Source organism: Sulfolobus tengchongensis (genome assembly GCF_036967215.1).
GTDB lineage: Archaea > Thermoproteota > Thermoprotei_A > Sulfolobales > Sulfolobaceae > Saccharolobus > Saccharolobus tengchongensis_A.
Genome location: NZ_CP146016.1, coordinates 1,457,941 through 1,477,713, shown reverse-complemented (window position 1 = coordinate 1,477,713; position 19,773 = coordinate 1,457,941). Strand labels below are relative to the sequence as shown.

Sequence of the window (19,773 nt, the reverse complement as noted above, 5' to 3'; positions counted from 1 at the left end):
GTTGAAATTTGACGTAGTTGTAGTAGGAGCTGGACCCGCAGGTTCTTCTGCTGCTCTGACTGCAGCTAGAGGAGGAGCTAAAGTTCTTTTACTTGAGAGAGGGCCAGAACCAGGATCTAAGAATGTTTCTGGAGCGATGATAAGACTGGAAGATTTCTCCTCGATTTATGATATATCATCAATACCAATAGAGAGGAAAGTTAAAAATGTCGATCTAATCTTATTAAGTGATTCTAACAGAGTTAGAATAAATGTAAATGTAGAGTCAAATTTAGCTACTGCAGGAAGGTTAAAGTTAGATAAGTGGATGGCTCAACAAGCAGAGAAGGCTGGTGCGCTTTTAATAACGAAGACTACAGTATTGGGAATTGAGAGGGAATCTGATGGGTATAAAGTGATCACTGATAGAGGTGAAATTGGAGCTGACAGAATAGTATTAGCTGAAGGTGTAAACGCTTTGGTCTCAATCAAAGCTAACATAAGACCTGATTTAACCCCAGAACAGACAGTGCAAGCGGTAAAGGAGGTATATAGTCTAAATAAAGATGAAGTAAACAAGAGATTCGGATTTAAGGCTGATGATGAAGGAGCGAGTTGGAGGATTTTAGGAACTGATCCTGTACCCTACGCTGGTTTCCTATACGTATATAAGGATGCTATAGCAATAGGTGTTGGAGTTCCAATGAAAATACTAATAAAGAGAAAAGTAACTCCATACACTGTGCTAGATGAAGTCAAGGAAAGATTGGGTTTAAACGAGCTAATTAAGGGATCTTCCTTAAGGGAATATTCAGCTAAGATCATACCAGAATATGGTTTCCCATCGTGGAAAGGCTGTTCCGGAAAGGTTTATTTAGCTGGAGACAGTTTAGGTTTAGTGGATCCGCTTACTTTTAATGGAATAGGTCCTGCAGTAGCTTCTGGTACTTTAGCTGGAAAAGCTGCCTTAGAAACTTATGAATGTAGCAGATATGAAACTGAATTAATGAAGAATAGGGAAATCAAGAGGGTTGTAAATGCTAGACCATTAGTTAAGGAACTTGTAGAAGAAGAAAACTTCAAATATTATGTCAAGACTATCAATGATCTCTTGCATGGTTGGGTTTACAGTGACTTTTCTAAGGTTAAATTAGATACCTCCAAATTACTAAAGCATTTAATATTAGGTATGGGGGTGTTAAAATCATGAGAATTGAGGAAAAACTTTACACTCTAAGATATAAGAAAGATGAACAACCACATTTAGCAATCATTGATCCTAACAAATGTCTGAAATGCGCAGAAGTTAACGGAGTTCCTCAACCTTGCATTACGGTTTGTCCTGCTAATGTATATTCATGGATAAATCAGAAGATTATAGTGTCTTATGAAAATTGTGTAGAATGTGGAGCTTGTAGAGTCGCATGTCCTTATGCAAATATTATGTGGAAATATCCCAGATATGGATTAGGTATAGCACTAAGATATGGCTAGAATTCCGGATATAATCGCCTAACTCCCCTAACTTCCAGTAAATATACTTTTTTATCTTCGATAGCCCATTCTATGTTTATACTTCTTTTGAATACATTCTCTATTGCAATCGTCATGTTAGCGATTCTTATGGCATCTTGGTAACTTAAACTCTCAGCAGACGCTTCGTTCTTATCTAGTTCAATACTTTTTATTTTACGTTCATCAAAGTCATAAATTAACTTAATACTTTTTTCTGATATTCTTTTGCTTACTACAGATCTTGTTGACTTACTTATTATATATTGGTCAGGGGTAACCATGCCTTTAGTTACACTTTCTCCAAGCCCAAATGAAGATTCGATAAATACGTAATCTGGTTCTTCTGTTAATGGATGTATGGAAAAAGCTGTTCCTGCACTGGTAGGATTTATCATAGTTTGAATTAAAATCGCCATTCCTGCTTCATTATGGGTCAATATTCTATAAGCTATTGCCCTAGGATTAAAATATGATGCAATTACTCTCTTAATACTTGAAATGAGATTTTCTTTAGTTACAAATAGATCAGTTTCATACTCTCCAGCAAAACTAGCCCCGCTTAAAGGTGATGTAGCTGTAGCTCTTACAGCAACGTAATTTGAACCTAGTTCAATGAATCTTTCTTGAACTTCTTTTTCCATCTCTTCTGGCAAGTTAGATTTTATTATCATACTTTTTATCATATCGCTCTTCTTTTCCAGATCTGTTGTATCGTTTAAGTTGACAGAAGATAATATGTTATGAATTTCCTCTTGAAGATCTTTTATCGCATCGTTGACCCCTCTAGAAGATATTATAAATCCTTTAGGTACGTTAAAGCCCATCTTATACAATTCTCCTAAATAGGCACTTTTCCTACCCACAACGGAAACCATTGGCAAACCTACTTCATCTAATGAATATGTATATTTCATAGTCTTATCTTATTTTAATTAGTTTAAAATATTACCTCTTTAAGATCATTAAAACTTAGGTCATTACATTTTTATAATATTCTTTCCTTATGTGTATAAACATTAAAACTTTTACCTCTCAAAAACCCTATAAGGGCCACACCGGCTTCTTCAGCAATTTCTACAGCTAAACTAGTAGGGGCTGAAATTCCACATATTACCGGTATTCCAGCCTTTACCCCTTTACTAACTATCTCATAACCTAATCTACCACTAACCTGCATAATGTAAGAGCTAGCCGGTAATTTGTTCTCCATCATAAGCTTTCCAACAACTTTATCAACAGCATTATGTCTTCCAACATCCTCGTATAAATACAATAGCTCACCATTAGCGTCAAATAGTGCAGTAGCATGAAGCCCTCCAGTGACATTAAATGCATTTTGTCCCTCTTTTAACTTTTCTGGCAGAGAATAAATTATTTCCTTTTTAACTTTTAAATTTGATTTTAGGATATTTAATGTATATAGAAACGCTCTTCCACAAACTCCACAACTTGAATTTACAATTAAATCCCTTTTTCTCACACCAAGAGGCTTATTTAGCCAAACTTCCACAATATTATCTTCAACTTGCCTAATATTTTTAATATCTTGTGTAGAACTTATTACGTTTTCAGAATACAAAAAACCTAAAGAAAGCTCTATATCATTACCTGGAGTTCGCATAATGATTGCAAAGTCCTCACACTCTCTAAAACATGTCCTTATATTCAACGGCTCCTCTACTGCCACGAAATCATTATCGCTATATTCCTCGTTTCCCTTAACCCTTACTAAATTAACCCTCTTTACTTGCACTACCTATCGCCTTAAGTATCTTTAATAATAGATATAACCCTCTTTTAACATCTGGATCATTGAGTTCTCGCAATAACTCACTTAGACTAATTTCCTTAGTTTCCTCTTTTCCGCTTAATACTGCATAAATCACATTAACATTCCTTATTAGCATTGAGTTTTGCTCAGCTAGGAATGCTAAATTTTCGTCAAAGCTATTTAGAATACCAACTAACAACGGCAGGATCCCAGTTTTTTGTAAACTATTAATTAGCTTAAGGAAGGACTCTATTGCTTCTTTACTTTCAATTAACTCTTCTACTAACTTGTCAATGGTTTGAACTCCTCTCTCCTCCATTTCTTCTCCACCTCAATACCTATCTGACTCTTCCTTTCCTTTATATGATATCTCCAATTATCTAAAGGTAATGGACTTTTACCTTTACCTTCTTCAATCTTCTCAATCACCACTGGCGTATCCTTATATCCTGGAGTACCACTTGCTTTATCAATTATCATTCCAGTCAAATTATTGACGCCTTTTGAAGGATCTGAAGCATATAACGGTATGAAAATTTCATCACCTTCAACTCTATCACTAACTATAGCTCTAGCCTTTATTTCGCCACCAAACTTAGACTTAACCAATACTAAGTCTCCATTCTTAATGGAATACTTAGAGGCTAATTCTTTAGAGACCTCGACAAAGGTTTCAGGAACTTTTTTCCTTAGACCCTCAACTCTTCTAGTCATATTACCTACGTGAAAATGTTCTAATACTCTCCCAGTATTAACCACGACTTTGTGAACTTCATCCTTAAGTTCTGGTGGTTTCCAACTTAATGGGTATAATATAGCTTTACCATCGGGAGTAGCAAAGGCGTTTGTATAAAGCAGTGGAGTATCAGTTCCATCCTCATTAACTGGCCATAATAGACTGTTAAATCCCTCTAGCCTTGAATAACTTACTCCAGAAAATATTGGACAGAGTTTAGCTATCTCATCCATTATTTCTGAGGGATGTCTATAATTCCAATTTGCACCTAATGCGTTAGCTATCATCTGTATTATTTCCCAATCTGGTTTAGAATCTCCTAAAGGTTCCATAGCTTTATAGAATCTTTGTATTCTTCTTTCAGTATTGACAAATGTACCATCCTTTTCTAAACTAGCTGAAGCTGGCAGTATAACATCAGCTAATTTAGCTGTTTCAGTCATAAACATGTCTTGAACTATCAAGAAATCAACTTTCTCCAATGATTGTTTAGTCAATGGGGTTCCACAATCCACCATTACCGTATCCTCACCTACGATATACAACGCATGCACCTTTCCTTCTAACACTCCTTCTATCATTTGTGGTATCTGTAATCCAGCTTTTTTGTTCAGCTTCACTCCCCATGCATCCTCAAACTTCCTAATGACGTTTTCATCGTCTAATTTTTGATATCCCGGTAAGTAATTTGGCAAACAACCAAAATCACTAACTCCTTGAACATTGTTATGACCTCTCATGGGGAATGCTCCACTTCCCGGTTTTCCATAATTACCAGTAATTAACAATAAATCAGAAATTATCGTTGACGTATCAGCACCACCTAAATGTTGAGTTACACCCATTCCCCATAGTACTGCAACACTCTTTGCGTTATGTATCATTTCAGCTAGTTTGATTATCTGTTCTCTTGGAACTCCACTTATACTTTCGACATAATCTAACGTAAATCCTTTTATGGACTCCTTAAACTCATCAAAACCATTAACTCTCTTCTCAATAAACTCTTTATCTATCCATCCTTGGTCAATAAGATATTTTGCAACCCCAGCTAGAACTGCAGCGTCAGTTCCAGGCTTAGGTTTAATAAACAGATCGGCTTTCTCAGCTATCTCATGCCTCCTTACATCCATTACCGCAATCTTAGCTCCTTTAATCTTCTTTGCCCTCTTTACCTTACTTCCTATAACCGGATGACTTTCAGTGGTATTATGTCCTACGATAATGATAAGATCCGCATTTTCAATATCTTTAATTGTACCAGAATCAGCACCAATACCTACAGTTCTCCATAGACCAACAGTAGCTGGAGCTTGACAATATCTAGCTGAATTATCTACATTATTAGTACCTATTACCGCCCTAGCGAGTTTCTGCAATAAATATGCCTCCTCATTGCTCATCTTATCTGAAGCAATAAAGCCAATAGAATCTGGCCCATATCTCTCTTTTATTTCCCTCAATCTCTTAGCTATATAAGAAATTGCTTCTTCCCAAGTAGCTTCTCTAAATTTGTCTCCTTCTCTTATTAGGGGCTTAGTTATCCTTTCTGGACTATTAACAAAGTCCCATCCGAATTTTCCCTTCACACAAGTTAAGATACCATTAGCTGGGGATTCTGGTTTAGGCTCTACCTTCAGTATCTTTCTTCCCTTAGTCCAAATTTCAAATGAACATCCAACACCACAGTATATACAAACAGTTTTAGTTCTCTTTATCTGTGACTCTCTAGCTTTAGCTTCTAACTCACTAAATGTCATTAAAAGACTGAAGTTATCTTCTGCTTTTCCTATAGCCTCTATTGCCTTTTTCTTTAAATCCTTATTTATCCATGTAAGATAACCTGCTTCATTTAACATAGATTTCTCCATCAGTGCGTTGACTGGACAAACAGTTACACAAGTACCGCAATTTACACATGACGAGTTCCCTATTGGGTTTCCATTATCCCATACAACTCTAGGAGGATTCAGATCCCAATTGATCCATATTACCTCATTAACTGCAAAGTCCTGGCATGCCTCTACACATCTACCACAAAGTATACATTGTGATGGATCGTAAACGTAAAATGGTCCAGTATCATCAACTGGGTAGGGCTTCTCGATGTATCTTTGAGAGTTTATTCCCAACTTTATTACAGCCTCGTGAAGTACACAATCACCGTTGTTATTCTCACACATACTACAATACAATTTATGGTATCTTAAGATCCTTGAAATAGCTTCCTTTCTAGCCTTAGTAGCTTGAGGGCTATTTACTGATATTTTCATTCCATCCGATATCTTTGTAGAACATGCTCTTACCAGCCTTCCGTTGACCTCAACTATACATGAGTCACAACTCTCTATTGGGACTAATCCTTCGTTATAGCATATATGAGGAACATAAATTCCGTTTCTTTTTAGCACTGATAATATGGTCTCTCCCTCATCTGCTAATATCTCTTTATTGTCAATTAGTAGTTTCACGGTCACAATTAGACTTTTCCATTACTCTTTTAAAAAGTTAATTCATTAAACATTTTTAGTAGAAAAGATTTTTTGTTAAATTTAGATAGGCATATTTGATTAAGTTCATATTAAACTCATTTACATAACAAGTATTTGGGTATAATATGGTTTTGGTATTTTTATCAATTTTAAGGGTCACTAATTCTACTTAATTTTTATATCTTATTTAAAATATACTTTTTTACTTAATTTCACTTAATTTTCTATTATTCTTAGAATATTCTTTAGATCTTTACTCATCAATAACATGTAGTTCTACTAATGCTCTAATTAGTGGATTGTATTTGTCTATAGTTAGGTTAAATATCTTCTTTTCTAAAAACTCTTTCCTAACCTTTACTTGTTAATGAGTAGGAGAAAAATAAGGAATAATACATCTATATTGATCACTTAATATGACAATCCTATCTTTAGTAACATCTTTGAAAATACGCGTTTTTATTGATATCAATTTGACTTTGCCAATGATTTTAGCATGTCCTCCATATCCTTTTTGTAGATTCAAAATTTTTATTTAATTCTGCTTTACATTTACTTTATATACAATCTTTTACTAAGAGAACTAGCACTCCAAGCTTGTGATCTAGGCCATTTAAAGCAACATAGTACGGAAGTTATCAGTTATCTTCTATTAATATCTATAATTATAAGAAAATATTTAATTTACATAACGGTTTCGTATAGTATGAATAAATTAGTATTAAACATTAAAAATTATGGCTTTATTTGATATTCCTCTAAAATAGCAAATTTCAGTAGAATTTCTCTAGATAACTTTATAATCACAATTAGGTCTTTAACTATTGAGGAAAAATGGGTTTGCCTCTTCTGCCCTTAGCAGTTGGATTTTTTGGTTTAGGAACTGGATATTTTGTTTATGGCGGATGGGAAGTAACTAACTATCCTAACAACTCAGAGGCGCTAGGGAAATCATTGGGTCAATAGGGAATTTGGATGCCTGGTTTCATGCAATTCATAACCGGGCTAATATTATGGATCTATATAACTTTATTTAACATCTCAACCTCTAATGCAATATATATGGCTGCAGTTGCGTTCACCGCATACGGAGTTCACTGGTTTGCAATGGGTTTAAATAAACATTATGGAGGAGATACACGAGTTGATGGCTATATGGCTATTGCATTTCTATGGCTATCCATTATAGGTGCGTTTGTATTCTATAAAGTAGGAGATATACCAGTAGGTATTCTCTTTACACTGTTAACTTTAGTTTACATCTCAGATATACCAGCTAGCTTATTGGCATCAAGAACTTGGACAAGAATTAAAGGTGGCTTCCACTTAATCACTGCAGTATGGTTAATGTATCTCACTTTTGCAGCAATATCTAACTTTGCCCTAGGAATGACTCTTCCACTATAGTTTTTAATTTAATTGCAATGTATGAATTATACTAAAATGCCAAAGAGTTTCTTATTCCAATAATAAAAATGAATTTGTTTTTTAATACTCTTACTATAAAAAGTTACATTATAAATCCTTATGGTATGATATAAATATCTTGTGAAATAAAATTTACATAACTACATCAATTTACATTTTTTCTTCCTGCAAATTCACAATATATGAATAATTACATAACCTTGGCTATTTAAGCATAACATTATAAAAGACTTTCCTAAACATAATTAATGTTATTTAAAAATCTTTGCTCTAAAAGTTATATTCCTTTTGACCTTATTTTGCCATAAGAACTTTTATCATGATAGATTAAATTGAATATAATAGCCATATTAGAATTTAACTCAGTATTCTAAACCTCACAATATTCCTATAATATCCTCTTAATGAAAAAATTTTCCGATAATATTTATAAACTTCCTATCATATATTATATTATGCCTGTTGAACGACGTAAAAGAGGAACAATGGAAATAATGCTTGATATACTGAAGAGTTGTAATCAAGAGTGTGGCGTGACAAAAGTAATTTATGGAGCTGGCATAAATTATACTGTAGCCCAAAAATATCTTGATAAATTAATAAAAATCGGTGCTTTAACTTCTAAAACCGAAAATGGACGTAAAATGTACGAAATTACGGAAAAGGGTAAAATATTAATGGTGCACATTGAAGAATTCCTAAAAATAAGAGAAAATCTGAATGTGGCTAGAGAGAAGATTATTGAACTTCTAAAGGTAAGTCAGTAAAATTTTATATTATACCAGTTTTTATATTTATGATTTATTATTGTTTTGCTTTGACTTGAATAAATTAGTTGGTATTTCTAAATTACTGCGGCTTCAGATGAGAACGTGAGTTTAAATAGCTGTTAAACTAAGTGAATCTCAAAAATAATTAACGTAACTCATAATTACCCTCTAAGAGTAAACTGCTCCACCCCAGCTGATGTAGAATTCTCTCACCACACGCCTGCTTCTCAGCCAAGCCACAGCTGAGATTCCGTCTAATTCATTAGCACCACGCGCAGAGGAGGTCTTGGGTCCATAAGAAGTCCCTGCTTACTTTTACCGCTGTAGAGGGTTTTGTAAGGAAAATATCACATAGGCATTTACACTTTAGGGGGTTAGTTATTTTACGGATGGACTTGCAGCCCCTTAATCTCCAATATTAGTGTATTTAACCCCTTTTCTTAAGATCCCAATAGGCCTTATCAAAAGCCCTATTAACTGCATTTAATAAATCGTTTAATTGGCTTAAGTTATCAAAGTGCAAAATTACCGTAAAAGAATTCGTACCTCCGTTTTTGCCCGTAAAATAGACTTCAGGTAATGATGTTTTAAGCTTAGAAAATGAATCTTGAATATACGATCTCGCTAAATCTATTAAATCATTAGCTGAAACGTCCGCATTTACAAGCAACTGATAGGGATATGTTAGAGAGTGCTCAGATTCCAATTTTTGAAATACAGTATTGCCTAGAAATGCAGAATTTGGTATTCGTATAATATTACCGTAGATGGTCTTTATTTCTGTAAAGAGTATTGAAATCTTATTTACCTCTCCAATTATTGGATTTCCCCATATCCATGATATTAAGGAAACTGAATCGTTTACCTTTATGGTCTTACTTGCAGTTACAAGTACTCCAGATAATACATTTTGGGCAATAGTCTGAACTGCTAAACCTATAACAATACCACCTACTGCTCCACCTACCAGTACTCCAGTTAAGTTTACCTTTAATGCTGCCAAAATTACAAGGACCAGGATCGTATAAAATACTATATCAAGCGCTACTTTTATGGTGGACGCAGTTCCTCTCTCCAATTTTATTAAAAATTGAGAATAAATCAGTCCTTGAAGCGTTCTTATTATGTAGAATCCTCCTATGGCTATTATAATAACTGTTATTGCAGTAAACGCGTCGCCAGCATAGGCAGATATTTTAGGAAAGTAAAATACAAGTGTCTTTAGGATAACGCTAGCTAAATAATCCACTAATGCCAATATTACTAAAGTTATAAGGATCTTTATGAAGGGTTTATAGTCCATACTGTTAAAACTACATGTAAGGGTAATAAATGTTTTTAGATCTTTCGATTGCAATAGGACTTAATTCTATCACTTTTTTGTAAAGATTATAAGTTAGAAGATGACATTAAGTTATCATAGATATAATCAATATTAATATAATATACCAAGCACTAATAGCATATAAAATAAGAGTTCTTTTCTAATCTGAAAAACAATTCTCCTCGTAAATTAACTACAGTAGCTACGATAGTATCTCAATTTCATAGCATATAATCACCATCACTTTAAGATTAAATATATAATAATGATACAACCATAAATACTCTTAGATACCCATGGAGGTTGAGAATGAAGGCCGTGTCAGCGGCCGACTATGAGATCCTTCATGGGAGTTTTTTCTAAAAGTAGCATAACGAAGGGTAAAATGAAGAATAGTAAACTTACAAAGAACAGCTTATATTCCAACCCCACTAACCAGTTATAGGATATGGTGCTTGTAAGTTCAAGAAAACCATTATAGTTCTCTGCATTAGTCCAAAACTTTGAATATGGCAATGAAACTATTACGGGTAAATTGCCTTTAGGTACACTTACTATTATCTCTCCTTTTGATATACTATAGTTTGAAACTGGAGTACCATTAAGATAGTGTACTAATCCGGTGTAATTTTGATTATAGTATACTAGAATAGGGCCAAATGTTTTAACCAATTCAAGTGAAGGATCATTTAACTGAAATGAGGAGAGTATAAACTTAGCTCCATAAAATGGATTAGATGTTAAGTTATGTATGAAATCTAAACCGGGAATAAAACCACTGAACCCGGGTAAATATTGTAAGTATGGGTACTGAGCGGTAGTGGAATAAACGTTTCCTGGAGCGTTTTGTGAAAGGAAATCATATAGCTCATAATACCAACTAGGTATTGGTTGGGGTTTAAATGAAAAAATCGAATATGTAGTTGCTTGTAAACCTCCAGTATTTGGCAATAGTACTATCAACATTAATAGAAGTAGCGGAACTATTAACTCTTTAGTTTTTCTCAAATAGAATAAACTAAGATCAATTAATCCAAAGCTTATTAAATAAACTTTTGTCTGAAAAGTGGTAATTGCAGCTAATAATGCCGATATAACGGGGATATGAAATGTGAAGTTTTGTAAAATAGCGTAAATTAACAATAAGAAACCAACTGAACTCATTAACGCCAGCGAATATTTATTCTTATAAACAAATATTGTAATTATAGCAATTGCAAATAAGAGAGCTGATACTACAGTAGAATAATAAGCTAATCCCAATTTAGTTAATGTATTAGCAGGCGATACTAAAACACTAGGAACTACTCCGATATAAAGCCCTATTTCCTCTGATACCTCAGAAAGAAAACCTATAAAATCAGCTAAAATGGGATAAATAAAGAAGATGTATTTTTTCTCACGTATTGAAAGAAGTATTAAAGGTAGTTGAAAGAAGAAGGAAAATAAAAACATCTGAAAGAAGAATATTTGCCCTATAACTTCTACTATTGATAAGTAAATAAAATACTTATTAATATTTTTCTCATCTGTTAGCATTTTATATGTTAGATAAAATACTAAAGGTTGAAGAGAGTATACTAATAATACACTTTCACCATCTCCAGCATAAAAAATTGATAACGCAAAGGGATTTAACGTAAAAATTAGCGGGAGAACTAGATTCTTGATTATATCATTTTTGCGTCCTAATGTAAAATAAATACTAATGGGAGCTATGATGAATGCAAGGAAATTTAACAATTTTATTAAACTATTTTCACCTAAGATGAGAGATAGATAATATTGTATTGTAGCAAATGGGGAATATAAACCGGGATTTGATTGTGAAAGTATAGTTGTGTCTCCTAGAGTATAAGGAGGAGATACCAAATAATTTCTTAAGGCTATCAAGAAAATTACTACGAATATCGCTGGGTAAATAATATCATTTCTTCTTAGCCCTCTTACGTTCATTGAAATCACCTAGATAAAGTGCAAGTAATAGAGAAAGGAAGTATAGAAATGAGGAATAAAGCAGAAAAGGATATGAAACTAGGTCAATACTGTAAAGAATTAGAGCCTCAAATAAAATCAAAAGGATCGAAATACCAAGTAGCGCCTTTATCCAGCTTTTCACAATAAGAGTTGATGTAAATCTTAAAATTAAATCTTTTCTCATAAGCGTAAAAACAATTCTGTTTTCCATGAGTAAAATCTATCTCTCTTACTTACATCTGGATATAAAGACATGCCGTAAAATTTCATGCTCGATTTTTAGTTAGAAGTTTTAGACTGTAATTACAATATACATCATCTTCATCAAAACTTTGTTAAGAAGAAAATTGTTAGATATACTGATATATAGTGTAATCTTTTCACTTTCTTTCATACCCGAACTTCTCATAAAGTGCTAATGTTTGTGCATCTAAACTTGGTCTAACTCTCTTTAATACTTCCAAGAAATCATCTAATGTTATCTCTGTCCTCAAGTTTCCACTTTGAGAAGCCTCCCTCAATAAATTCCTCTTAATTTCCTCGATAATGAGTTTTAGGTCAGCTGGAGTATAGTATTCTGTAATTTCTGCAACCTTAGAAATTACTTCCTTACTTACTGTAAAATCTCTAGTTAATACTTCTAGTATTTTCTCTCTTCCTTCTTTATTTGGAGGTGGAACATAAATTATCTTATCGAACCTTCCAGCTCTTAGTATTGCAGGATCTAGATCCCAAGGCCTATTTGTAGCTCCTACTACTATCACGTTGTGAATCTCCCTTAAGCCATCCATTTGTCTTAATAATTCCGTTAAAGCATTCCTCCATTCATTAGCCATCCTATTTCTAGCTATCATATCTATTTCATCTATAAATATAATAGCTGGTGAATTATCTAGAGCAACGTAAAACTTTTCAGCTATTATTTTTGGAGCATCTAAAGGACCAGCACTACTCACTTCCTCTCCAGAAATTTCTATGAAATTGAACCTTAAATCATTCGCTAGGGCTCTCGCAATACTGGTCTTTCCAGTTCCAGGAGGACCATAAAGTAATATACCTTTTACTGGATATATTCCCAATTTCTCGGCGAATTCCTTATTTGTGATTGGTAACACTATTGATTCCCTTATTATCCTCTTCACCTCTTCCAGATCTCCCAAATCATTCCATGTCACATTAGGAACACCATAAGTCTTAATAATCAGCTTGCTTCTCTCATATTTTCTAGCAACGTTCTCGAATTTAACCACAGTGGAAAGTTGAATAGAAGGCTTGTAATTTTCAATCTCTCTTACGAAATCCTCAGTTTTAGGGTTATTGTTTTTACTCATTACTCTATCTACAATATTTTTAATATCTGCGGGAGAAAATCGTTCACTTTTCTTAGCTAACAATTTATAATCAATTCCATCCCTCTTTATGTATCCTTTCCATATTTCCTCTCTACTCTCCTCATTCGGTAACGAAACATAAATCACCTCATCGAATCTACCAGGCCTCAGAAAAGCCTCATCGATTTCCTGCGGCACATTAGTCGCTCCTATAATCAGAACTCTCAGGTTTTTATCGTGCAAATCTTGAAGTCGCATTAGCAATATATTAACGAGTCTATGCGTTACTTCATGCAAATCAGTTTGTCTGTTCATTGCTAAACTATCTAGTTCATCTATAAATACCACACAAGGCGTATTTAATTCAACTTGATCAAAGAAATTATCTAGAAGAAACTCACTTTCTCCATACCATTTACTCAATATCTTGCTTGGTCTTAGTTCAAAATAGGCCCAGCCTAACTTATTCGCTAAAGCCTTAGCTATAGTAGTCTTTCCAGTTCCAGGAGGACCAAATAAAATAACCCCATATGCTCTACCATCTTGAACCATCTTGACTATTTCCTCTAACCTCATCTTAACCTCCTTCAAATCATAAACCTCATCCCATCTTATATTAGGAACGTAAATCCTAGGCTTATTGCTTCTAGATAAACTTCCCCTATTTCCCATCATCATTCTTCTAGAGAAATATATCCAGAAAATTATGGGAACAAGGAAGAAGAGTATTGTAAGTATTATCTCCAGAATTAGTTGCAAAGTACTGCTACTTAATCCTATCAGTATTGTTGAACTGTTACTCGAGGAGGCCATATCATTAATATATTCTTTTTGATATTTTTATCTTTACGTGATAACCAAATAACAGCAATATTTATCTATCATTGGATAAGACTCATTTTGATTATATGAAGCTTATAGAGATTACAAGAGACGAGATCAAAAAGGATATGATAGCATTAATACCAGTTGGTAGTATCGAACAACATGGACCCCATTTGCCAATGGGAACTGATAGTATAATTTCGGAATATGTAGCATCTAAAGTAGAAGAGAAACTTAGGGATAGAGTACTTCTTTTTCCTACAATATATTATGGTGTTTCCTTGGAACATAAAGGATTCCCATTTGTCACCCTAACATTCCAGACTGCAATTTCATTATTTAGAGATATTTTAGAAAGTATTGCCACAGATTTAGGATTGAAAAGAATCGTGATTGTTAATGGGCATGGTGGTAATACATACTTTCTTCCATTAGTTCAAAGAGAATTTAACATGAAACATAATGACGCCAAAGTAATAGTTTTCAATACTTTTGATGAAGAAGAAAGGAATATGTTCAATGTAAACGACCTTCATGCAGGTAGTATCGAAACGTCTAAAATTTACACAATAAACAGAAAACTTGTTAGAATCGAGAAGATCGATGAAATAAAAAACTATGAAGTTAAAGAAGGCGCATTTATTTACTATTCTAGTAAGGAATCAAATGAATTCGGAGTTCTAAATAGCGGAATGAAAGTGCGAATTGATGAAAATCTAGGTGCGAAGATATTAAGTATTATCGTAGATAAATTGATTAACATAATATTGAACTTAAACATATGATAAAATACGTTAGATCCAAAAAAGAAGAAGAACTATTAAAGGATATCGTAGACACACTCAAATTAGATCACATAGATTTGGATAGAGTGAGGGTAGTTTACTCTTATGGCTCCAATACAAAGGCTGTGGCGAGAATTTGGGCAGTTCCTAAAGCTATCCTAGAAACTTTTGACTTAGAACCACTTTATGTGATAGAACTCATCTCAGAAAAATTTGATAAACTATCAGAAGAGAATAAAATCAAGGTTATGATACATGAAATTCTTCATATTCCTATCAAGTTTAGCGGTGGATTAAGACCACATGGAGATAAAGTAAACAGTAAGGAAGTTAACAAATTATATAAAAAATATATCAAACTAAAATATAATAAAAACAAAAACTGTAGATAATTTATCTAGCGGATATTGGTGCGATCACTTTCTGCTGTTTCTTAGCTTTTCTTTGTTGTATCATAGCTTTCTCATATTTCTCGTAACACATAATTATTATCTCCTCCTGCTAACTTATAAATTTTCTTTAATAACAAAACATAGTATGCTAATACTTTATTTATCAAACTTATACTTTAGTAAAGTAATTTTATCCAGCTTAAGGCATTATATGTTTCACCTCCTACAATCTCATATAAAACATATTAGTCGGGTTTGAGTTATACAAACCCGATGAATAAGGTCGTCTCGACCCTCATATAAATTGTATAGTTCTTATATAATCATGATGATCCTCAAAACCATACTTATATATAAGTGGTTTTTGCGCTCATATACCTTTCAACTATAGGCTCCAGAACTAATGAATCAACTTTACATTCACATTCTGACAATTATGATTGATAGAATTGCCATTGTGAACAGTTGATTCTGAGGTCTATAACATCGTTTCAAAAATTTCCATTTAAAAATGTTATGACGATTCATTCACACTTAACAAACTTTCTCCACACATTTTTGTAACTTGTATATAATATATTTCCTTTTCTCAGAGGACATCACTATCGTTGGTATTATGGCATTTTAACGTTAACTGTTTAGAAACTCTACAAACTAATTTGCATAATGATATATCATATGTTTAAGATATTTTTCTCAATATAAATTATGTATATTCTTTGTTTAAGCTTTTTTGAAACGGTAAATCGCTGTTTAAATTCAGTTACGAATATTTATACTCTATAACAAGTGTTTCATACAAGATATACACACAAGGTTCCAAAGAAAAAATAATTATAAACAATGAAAAAGAAAAGAAAAATATCTTTAAAGTTTGGGGAACCTTATATACCTTGAAATTACAGCCTCACTTATCAATAATCCTCCACCAACACTTATTAACATAATTGGCAATATTTGACCCATACTAACACCACTACTAACCTCATGACTAGTAGGCTTCAATCCATACGCAGTTGGGTTCGTAACCCATGGTGGATAATAACCAGCAAATGGATGACCAGGGAAGCCCAAATATCCCAATCCTAGCTTAGCCGCAGCCAACCACTCACTCTCCTCCTCATGCATCGCAGAAACCAATGTGGAATTCCATGCGGACAAACCAGCAGGACCAACCTCCTGCAAAGTCAACAACCCAGAATTAATCTGGGCAAAAACGTCATCAAAAACACCACCATCCGACAACTGATAAACGAAATCCTGCTCAGAAGTATTAAGCAACTGCTGATAATCATACCACTGAGCAGGAGTATTAAACCAGTCCGTAGCATTCTTGTAATAAGTAACTGCCTTCCACTTTGTCCATATTTGTTGACCTTGATAGGATGACCAGAAGTGGGCTAACTGTAATGCTTGTTGTTCTTGAGGTCCTACTGGAATTCCAATAGAATCTATAACTAAAGCATAATAGTGTTGTGTTCCTGGGAATGGTGTTTCGATTAGTGTTACGCTTGAGTTGTTTATGTATTGTGGTAGTGGTGGGTAGGCTGTGGTGTTTAAGAAGTCATAAGCATAATTCGTGAGCCAGTTCCCATTTGCTTGGAATGCGACTTTTCCTTGTACTAGTAGTGTTAGTCCTTGTGTCCACGTCATTGATTGCCATCCTGGGTAGTCGTAGCTTGTGAAGTTTAGGAACCAATAGTTTGTCTCATTTATTAATTTTTGTACTGTTGCGTTGTTGAAATTGATTGTTCCGTAAATCATTTCGTTATACAATTGTGGTCCTGCTAAGTATAGGAATATGTCTTCCCATAGGTTGAATTGATCCCATCCTCCATCTCCTCCCGGTACTATCCATGGATGTATGCCATGATTTGCCAATTGCACTGTATCATATACTAGAGTACTGAAGTTGTAGGGGAATGGTAGATTATATTCTCTAAGCAACTGCATATTAACCCACAATAACGCACCCCTATGAACGTTTACTGGTATTGATAGTAAAGTACCGTTAAATGCACCTGCCTGCAATACTGCATAAACTGAATTATTCATTAATCCCCAGTTCTCTGCATAAGGAGTCATGTTAACGAATGAGTTCACTCCATTTGGTGCTGCCTCAACGTAACTAACCATTTCTGGCCCGAAGTGAACTTGAAACGCAGCCGGTGGTTTTCCTGCTTCAATTAAAGCCAGGATTGCATATTTTGCGTTTGTACCTCCAGCTCCAGGTACTACGTTTGGTTGAAGCTGTAACCCAGTAGCATTATCAAATGCCGGAATCAGATGATTAAGGGCTACTTTTCCTTCCGTAGCCCACCATGTGTAAAATACTAGGGGTCCAGTGGTTGTTGTAGTAGTTGGAATACTTGTTGTTGTGGTAATACTTGTTGTTGTAGTTGTTGTGAAGGTTGTTGTGGTTGTTATTACTGTTGGTGTTGGTTTTCTTGTTAGTAGTAATCCAGCAACTACTCCTATTACTATAACTATTACCACTACTGCTACTATTATTGCTATTTGTGTTGAAGATAACCCCCTAATCAAACTATATGGATACTTCCTCATACAATCCTAATACCCTCAATCATACTTAATAAAGTTTTTTCATGATTCTTTTTTAGCTAAATATATTATATTTAACACCAATTATCAATAATTTAATATTTCTCTGTGAATAGTAGACTTCGTATCACAAATATTCTACATATTAATTTATACGTCTCCTAATATACTTATATCTTGATGAAAAAGGGGACAATAGTTCTTGTTATTCCCACAGCATTTTTTTCCGCTATACTACTCTATTTAGTGGTATGGAATGCTGTAGTATCATTTATGAATTGGTCGTTACTAAATCCTAAGCCAACTTTTGTAGGTTTACAAACATATGCAAATGTAATAAAGGCTTTTCAATTTACCAATTCGTTAGCTCACTCATTAGAATTGTCAGCTAGTTTAGTGGCTATAGGGAATGTTTTAGGGATTCTTTTAGCAGCTTTACTTTACTTTTTGAGCTCTAATAAAGCTAGGTCTGTTTTCATGTCAATTATAATATATCCACTGGCTATATCAATGGCGGTAAATGGTCTAATATGGTTATGGTTATATAATATAAACATAGGAATAGACTGGTTATTGGTTAAAATTGGACTACCACAATTTCCATGGCTTTCATCAACTTCAACTATGTTCCCTAGTCTTATATTAATATCAGTCTGGGCATATACTGGTATAGCAGCATTGTTCTATCTAGCAGGATTTATGAACATAGATAAGACCATAGTAGAGGCTGCGAGATTAGATGGTGCAAGTGCCTTTAAGATACTATATAGACTTCTTATCCCTAATTCCTTTAATTCGTTTGTCATTGCGACTGCATTATTGTTCTTATTTTCCTTCAGAATATTTAGTCTACCTTATATCTTGTCGGGGGGTCCAACTAACATTTTTCTACAAACTGCCGTAGTGTATATGTATTACCTATTTAGCGTAGAGTTCTTCTCTCAAGCAACTGCCGTAGCTACCATAATCACATTAATAGCTACTGTTATCATTATACCATATGCCTTAATTATAATCAGGAGGTGGATAAGGAAATGAGACCAGTAGTAAGGGCTACTTTGCATTACTTAGTACTAGCAATAATAAGCATAATATGGTTAATACCAGTATACGCGATGGTGATAAATGGCTTCAAGAGTAATCTAGAAGTTTTATCTACACCTGTACTAGTACCTCCGCATGTATTTTCTATTAGTGCATATATTTCAGTATTTGGCACATTAGCGAAGCCATTGTTAAACAGTTTGATAGTTGTCATACCGACCTCCTTAGTTTCAGCCTTCTTAGGAGCGATGGGTGCATATTTCTTCTATACACTTTCATATTCATTTAGTAGGTTATCATCAACTATCAGTGACGTATTATTTTCATTAATATCATTAGCCACTTTTATTCCATATCAAGCCACTTTAATACCCTTGACAAGGCTAATAGTAAGTATGGGTGTCCTAGATACTTATATAGGGATAATATTTGCTATGCTGATTTTCTATATACCTACTGGAGCATTACTGATGTCAATGTTTATTTCGGTTATCCCTAGAAGTCTAGTAGAAGCCGCTAAAATGGATGGAACTGGAGATCTTAAGATATTTATAAAAATTGTTTTCCCGCTCTCTTTACCGGGTTTTATCTCTACTCTAATATTCATAATAATACAATCTTGGAATAATTTCTTTATACCATTAGTATTGGTAACTACACCAGGTATGAGATTAATATCGGTTGCAGTTGAGTCTTACACTGGAGGATATGGTACATTATATAATGATACGTTTGCTGCAGCAATGTTAGCTAGCATAATACCACTAGCAATATTTATATTTCTTGGAAGATATTTCATAAGAGGTTTAATCGCATTAGGTGGTGGAGGCAAAGGGGTGTAA

Annotated in this window: 18 protein-coding genes; 9 read left to right on the top strand and 9 right to left on the bottom strand. The window is 33.9% G+C overall.

The features are described from left to right. Position 1 precedes the first annotated feature (1 nt). On the top strand, positions 2 to 1,189 hold the full coding sequence (locus V6M85_RS07065; RefSeq protein ID WP_338598309.1) for an NAD(P)/FAD-dependent oxidoreductase: 1,188 nt from the start codon (positions 2 to 4) through the stop codon (positions 1,187 to 1,189). Beyond that, on the top strand, positions 1,186 to 1,473 hold the full coding sequence (locus V6M85_RS07060) for a ferredoxin family protein (protein WP_338598307.1): 288 nt from the start codon (positions 1,186 to 1,188) through the stop codon (positions 1,471 to 1,473). Before V6M85_RS07065 ends, V6M85_RS07060 begins: the two co-directional genes overlap by 4 nt. Here the strand turns inward: V6M85_RS07060 and V6M85_RS07055 are convergent. The 4 genes from V6M85_RS07055 to fdhF all read right to left on the bottom strand — a co-directional run bounded on the left by V6M85_RS07055 (position 1,470) and on the right by fdhF (position 6,478). Further along, positions 1,470 to 2,408: a PEP/pyruvate-binding domain-containing protein gene (locus V6M85_RS07055; protein ID WP_338598306.1), complete on the bottom strand. Its 939-nt coding sequence runs from the start codon at positions 2,406 to 2,408 to the stop codon at positions 1,470 to 1,472. The two genes, V6M85_RS07060 and V6M85_RS07055, sit on opposite strands and share 4 nt — an antisense overlap. Before the next feature lie 71 nt (positions 2,409 to 2,479). Continuing rightward, entirely contained in the window at positions 2,480 to 3,247 is a 768-nt protein-coding gene (gene fdhD / locus V6M85_RS07050; protein ID WP_338598305.1) for a formate dehydrogenase accessory sulfurtransferase FdhD, read from the bottom strand. Continuing rightward, positions 3,228 to 3,584 (bottom strand): DUF1641 domain-containing protein, encoded by a 357-nt coding sequence (locus V6M85_RS07045; RefSeq protein WP_338598304.1) that lies wholly within the window; start codon positions 3,582 to 3,584, stop codon positions 3,228 to 3,230. Before V6M85_RS07045 ends, fdhD begins: the two co-directional genes overlap by 20 nt. Further along, complete coding sequence (gene fdhF / locus V6M85_RS07040; protein ID WP_422398053.1) at positions 3,548 to 6,478, bottom strand: formate dehydrogenase subunit alpha; 2,931 nt, start codon at positions 6,476 to 6,478, stop codon at positions 3,548 to 3,550. Before fdhF ends, V6M85_RS07045 begins: the two co-directional genes overlap by 37 nt. Positions 6,479 to 7,327: 849 nt before the next feature. Here fdhF and V6M85_RS07035 point away from each other — a divergent pair. From V6M85_RS07035 to V6M85_RS07025, 3 genes are all read left to right on the top strand, one after another. After that, positions 7,328 to 7,459 (top strand): hypothetical protein, encoded by a 132-nt coding sequence (locus V6M85_RS07035; protein WP_338598303.1) that lies wholly within the window; start codon positions 7,328 to 7,330, stop codon positions 7,457 to 7,459. 9 nt (positions 7,460 to 7,468) lie between these two features. Beyond that, positions 7,469 to 7,900 carry a hypothetical protein gene (locus tag V6M85_RS07030; protein WP_338598302.1) on the top strand — a complete coding sequence of 144 codons (432 nt, stop codon included), beginning with the start codon at positions 7,469 to 7,471 and terminating at the stop codon, positions 7,898 to 7,900. Between the two features lie 476 nt (positions 7,901 to 8,376). Next, on the top strand, positions 8,377 to 8,688 hold the full coding sequence (locus V6M85_RS07025) for a DUF4364 family protein (RefSeq protein ID WP_338598300.1): 312 nt from the start codon (positions 8,377 to 8,379) through the stop codon (positions 8,686 to 8,688). A gap of 430 nt (positions 8,689 to 9,118) precedes the next feature. Here V6M85_RS07025 and V6M85_RS07020 read toward each other — a convergent pair whose 3' ends face one another. The 4 genes from V6M85_RS07020 to V6M85_RS07005 all read right to left on the bottom strand — a co-directional run bounded on the left by V6M85_RS07020 (position 9,119) and on the right by V6M85_RS07005 (position 14,136). Then, complete coding sequence (locus tag V6M85_RS07020) at positions 9,119 to 9,994, bottom strand: mechanosensitive ion channel family protein (RefSeq protein WP_338598299.1); 876 nt, start codon at positions 9,992 to 9,994, stop codon at positions 9,119 to 9,121. A 342-nt stretch (positions 9,995 to 10,336) separates the two neighbouring features. After that, positions 10,337 to 11,971: a hypothetical protein gene (locus V6M85_RS07015; protein WP_338598297.1), complete on the bottom strand. Its 1,635-nt coding sequence runs from the start codon at positions 11,969 to 11,971 to the stop codon at positions 10,337 to 10,339. Then, positions 11,943 to 12,134 (bottom strand): hypothetical protein, encoded by a 192-nt coding sequence (locus V6M85_RS07010; protein WP_338598296.1) that lies wholly within the window; start codon positions 12,132 to 12,134, stop codon positions 11,943 to 11,945. The genes V6M85_RS07015 and V6M85_RS07010 overlap by 29 nt, the downstream gene beginning before the upstream one ends. Before the next feature lie 238 nt (positions 12,135 to 12,372). Continuing rightward, positions 12,373 to 14,136, bottom strand: a complete 1,764-nt coding sequence (locus tag V6M85_RS07005; protein ID WP_338598294.1) for an ATP-binding protein — start codon at positions 14,134 to 14,136, stop codon at positions 12,373 to 12,375. A gap of 95 nt (positions 14,137 to 14,231) precedes the next feature. Here V6M85_RS07005 and V6M85_RS07000 point away from each other — a divergent pair, with 95 nt between their 5' ends. Continuing rightward, positions 14,232 to 14,933: a creatininase family protein gene (locus V6M85_RS07000; protein ID WP_338598292.1), complete on the top strand. Its 702-nt coding sequence runs from the start codon at positions 14,232 to 14,234 to the stop codon at positions 14,931 to 14,933. Then, complete coding sequence (locus V6M85_RS06995) at positions 14,930 to 15,325, top strand: putative metallopeptidase (RefSeq protein ID WP_338598290.1); 396 nt, start codon at positions 14,930 to 14,932, stop codon at positions 15,323 to 15,325. Before V6M85_RS07000 ends, V6M85_RS06995 begins: the two co-directional genes overlap by 4 nt. Before the next feature lie 867 nt (positions 15,326 to 16,192). Here the strand turns inward: V6M85_RS06995 and glcS are convergent. Then, positions 16,193 to 17,890, bottom strand: a complete 1,698-nt coding sequence (gene glcS / locus V6M85_RS06990; protein WP_338598288.1) for a glucose ABC transporter substrate-binding protein GlcS — start codon at positions 17,888 to 17,890, stop codon at positions 16,193 to 16,195. A gap of 177 nt (positions 17,891 to 18,067) precedes the next feature. Here glcS and glcT point away from each other — a divergent pair, with 177 nt between their 5' ends. Both glcT and glcU read left to right on the top strand, forming a co-directional pair. Then, the gene (glcT, locus tag V6M85_RS06985; RefSeq protein ID WP_338598286.1) at positions 18,068 to 18,925 is read left to right on the top strand and encodes a glucose ABC transporter permease GlcT; all 858 of its coding nucleotides are present in this window, start codon (positions 18,068 to 18,070) and stop codon (positions 18,923 to 18,925) included. Further along, positions 18,922 to 19,773, top strand: a complete 852-nt coding sequence (gene glcU / locus V6M85_RS06980; RefSeq protein WP_338598284.1) for a glucose ABC transporter permease GlcU — start codon at positions 18,922 to 18,924, stop codon at positions 19,771 to 19,773. The genes glcT and glcU overlap by 4 nt, the downstream gene beginning before the upstream one ends.

Coding starts and splice junctions, on each gene's coding strand:
- V6M85_RS07060 (WP_338598307.1), top strand. CDS start 1,186: ATGAGAATTGAGGAAAAACTTTACACTCTAAGATATAAGAAAGATGAA.
- V6M85_RS07055 (WP_338598306.1), bottom strand. CDS start 2,408: ATGAAATATACATATTCATTAGATGAAGTAGGTTTGCCAATGGTTTCC.
- V6M85_RS07045 (WP_338598304.1), bottom strand. CDS start 3,584: ATGGAGGAGAGAGGAGTTCAAACCATTGACAAGTTAGTAGAAGAGTTA.
- V6M85_RS07035 (WP_338598303.1), top strand. CDS start 7,328: ATGGGTTTGCCTCTTCTGCCCTTAGCAGTTGGATTTTTTGGTTTAGGA.
- V6M85_RS07030 (WP_338598302.1), top strand. CDS start 7,469: ATGCCTGGTTTCATGCAATTCATAACCGGGCTAATATTATGGATCTAT.
- V6M85_RS07025 (WP_338598300.1), top strand. CDS start 8,377: ATGCCTGTTGAACGACGTAAAAGAGGAACAATGGAAATAATGCTTGAT.
- V6M85_RS07020 (WP_338598299.1), bottom strand. CDS start 9,994: ATGGACTATAAACCCTTCATAAAGATCCTTATAACTTTAGTAATATTG.
- V6M85_RS07015 (WP_338598297.1), bottom strand. CDS start 11,971: ATGAACGTAAGAGGGCTAAGAAGAAATGATATTATTTACCCAGCGATA.
- V6M85_RS07005 (WP_338598294.1), bottom strand. CDS start 14,136: ATGGCCTCCTCGAGTAACAGTTCAACAATACTGATAGGATTAAGTAGC.
- V6M85_RS07000 (WP_338598292.1), top strand. CDS start 14,232: ATGAAGCTTATAGAGATTACAAGAGACGAGATCAAAAAGGATATGATA.
- V6M85_RS06995 (WP_338598290.1), top strand. CDS start 14,930: ATGATAAAATACGTTAGATCCAAAAAAGAAGAAGAACTATTAAAGGAT.
- glcS (WP_338598288.1), bottom strand. CDS start 17,890: ATGAGGAAGTATCCATATAGTTTGATTAGGGGGTTATCTTCAACACAA.
- glcT (WP_338598286.1), top strand. CDS start 18,068: ATGAAAAAGGGGACAATAGTTCTTGTTATTCCCACAGCATTTTTTTCC.
- glcU (WP_338598284.1), top strand. CDS start 18,922: ATGAGACCAGTAGTAAGGGCTACTTTGCATTACTTAGTACTAGCAATA.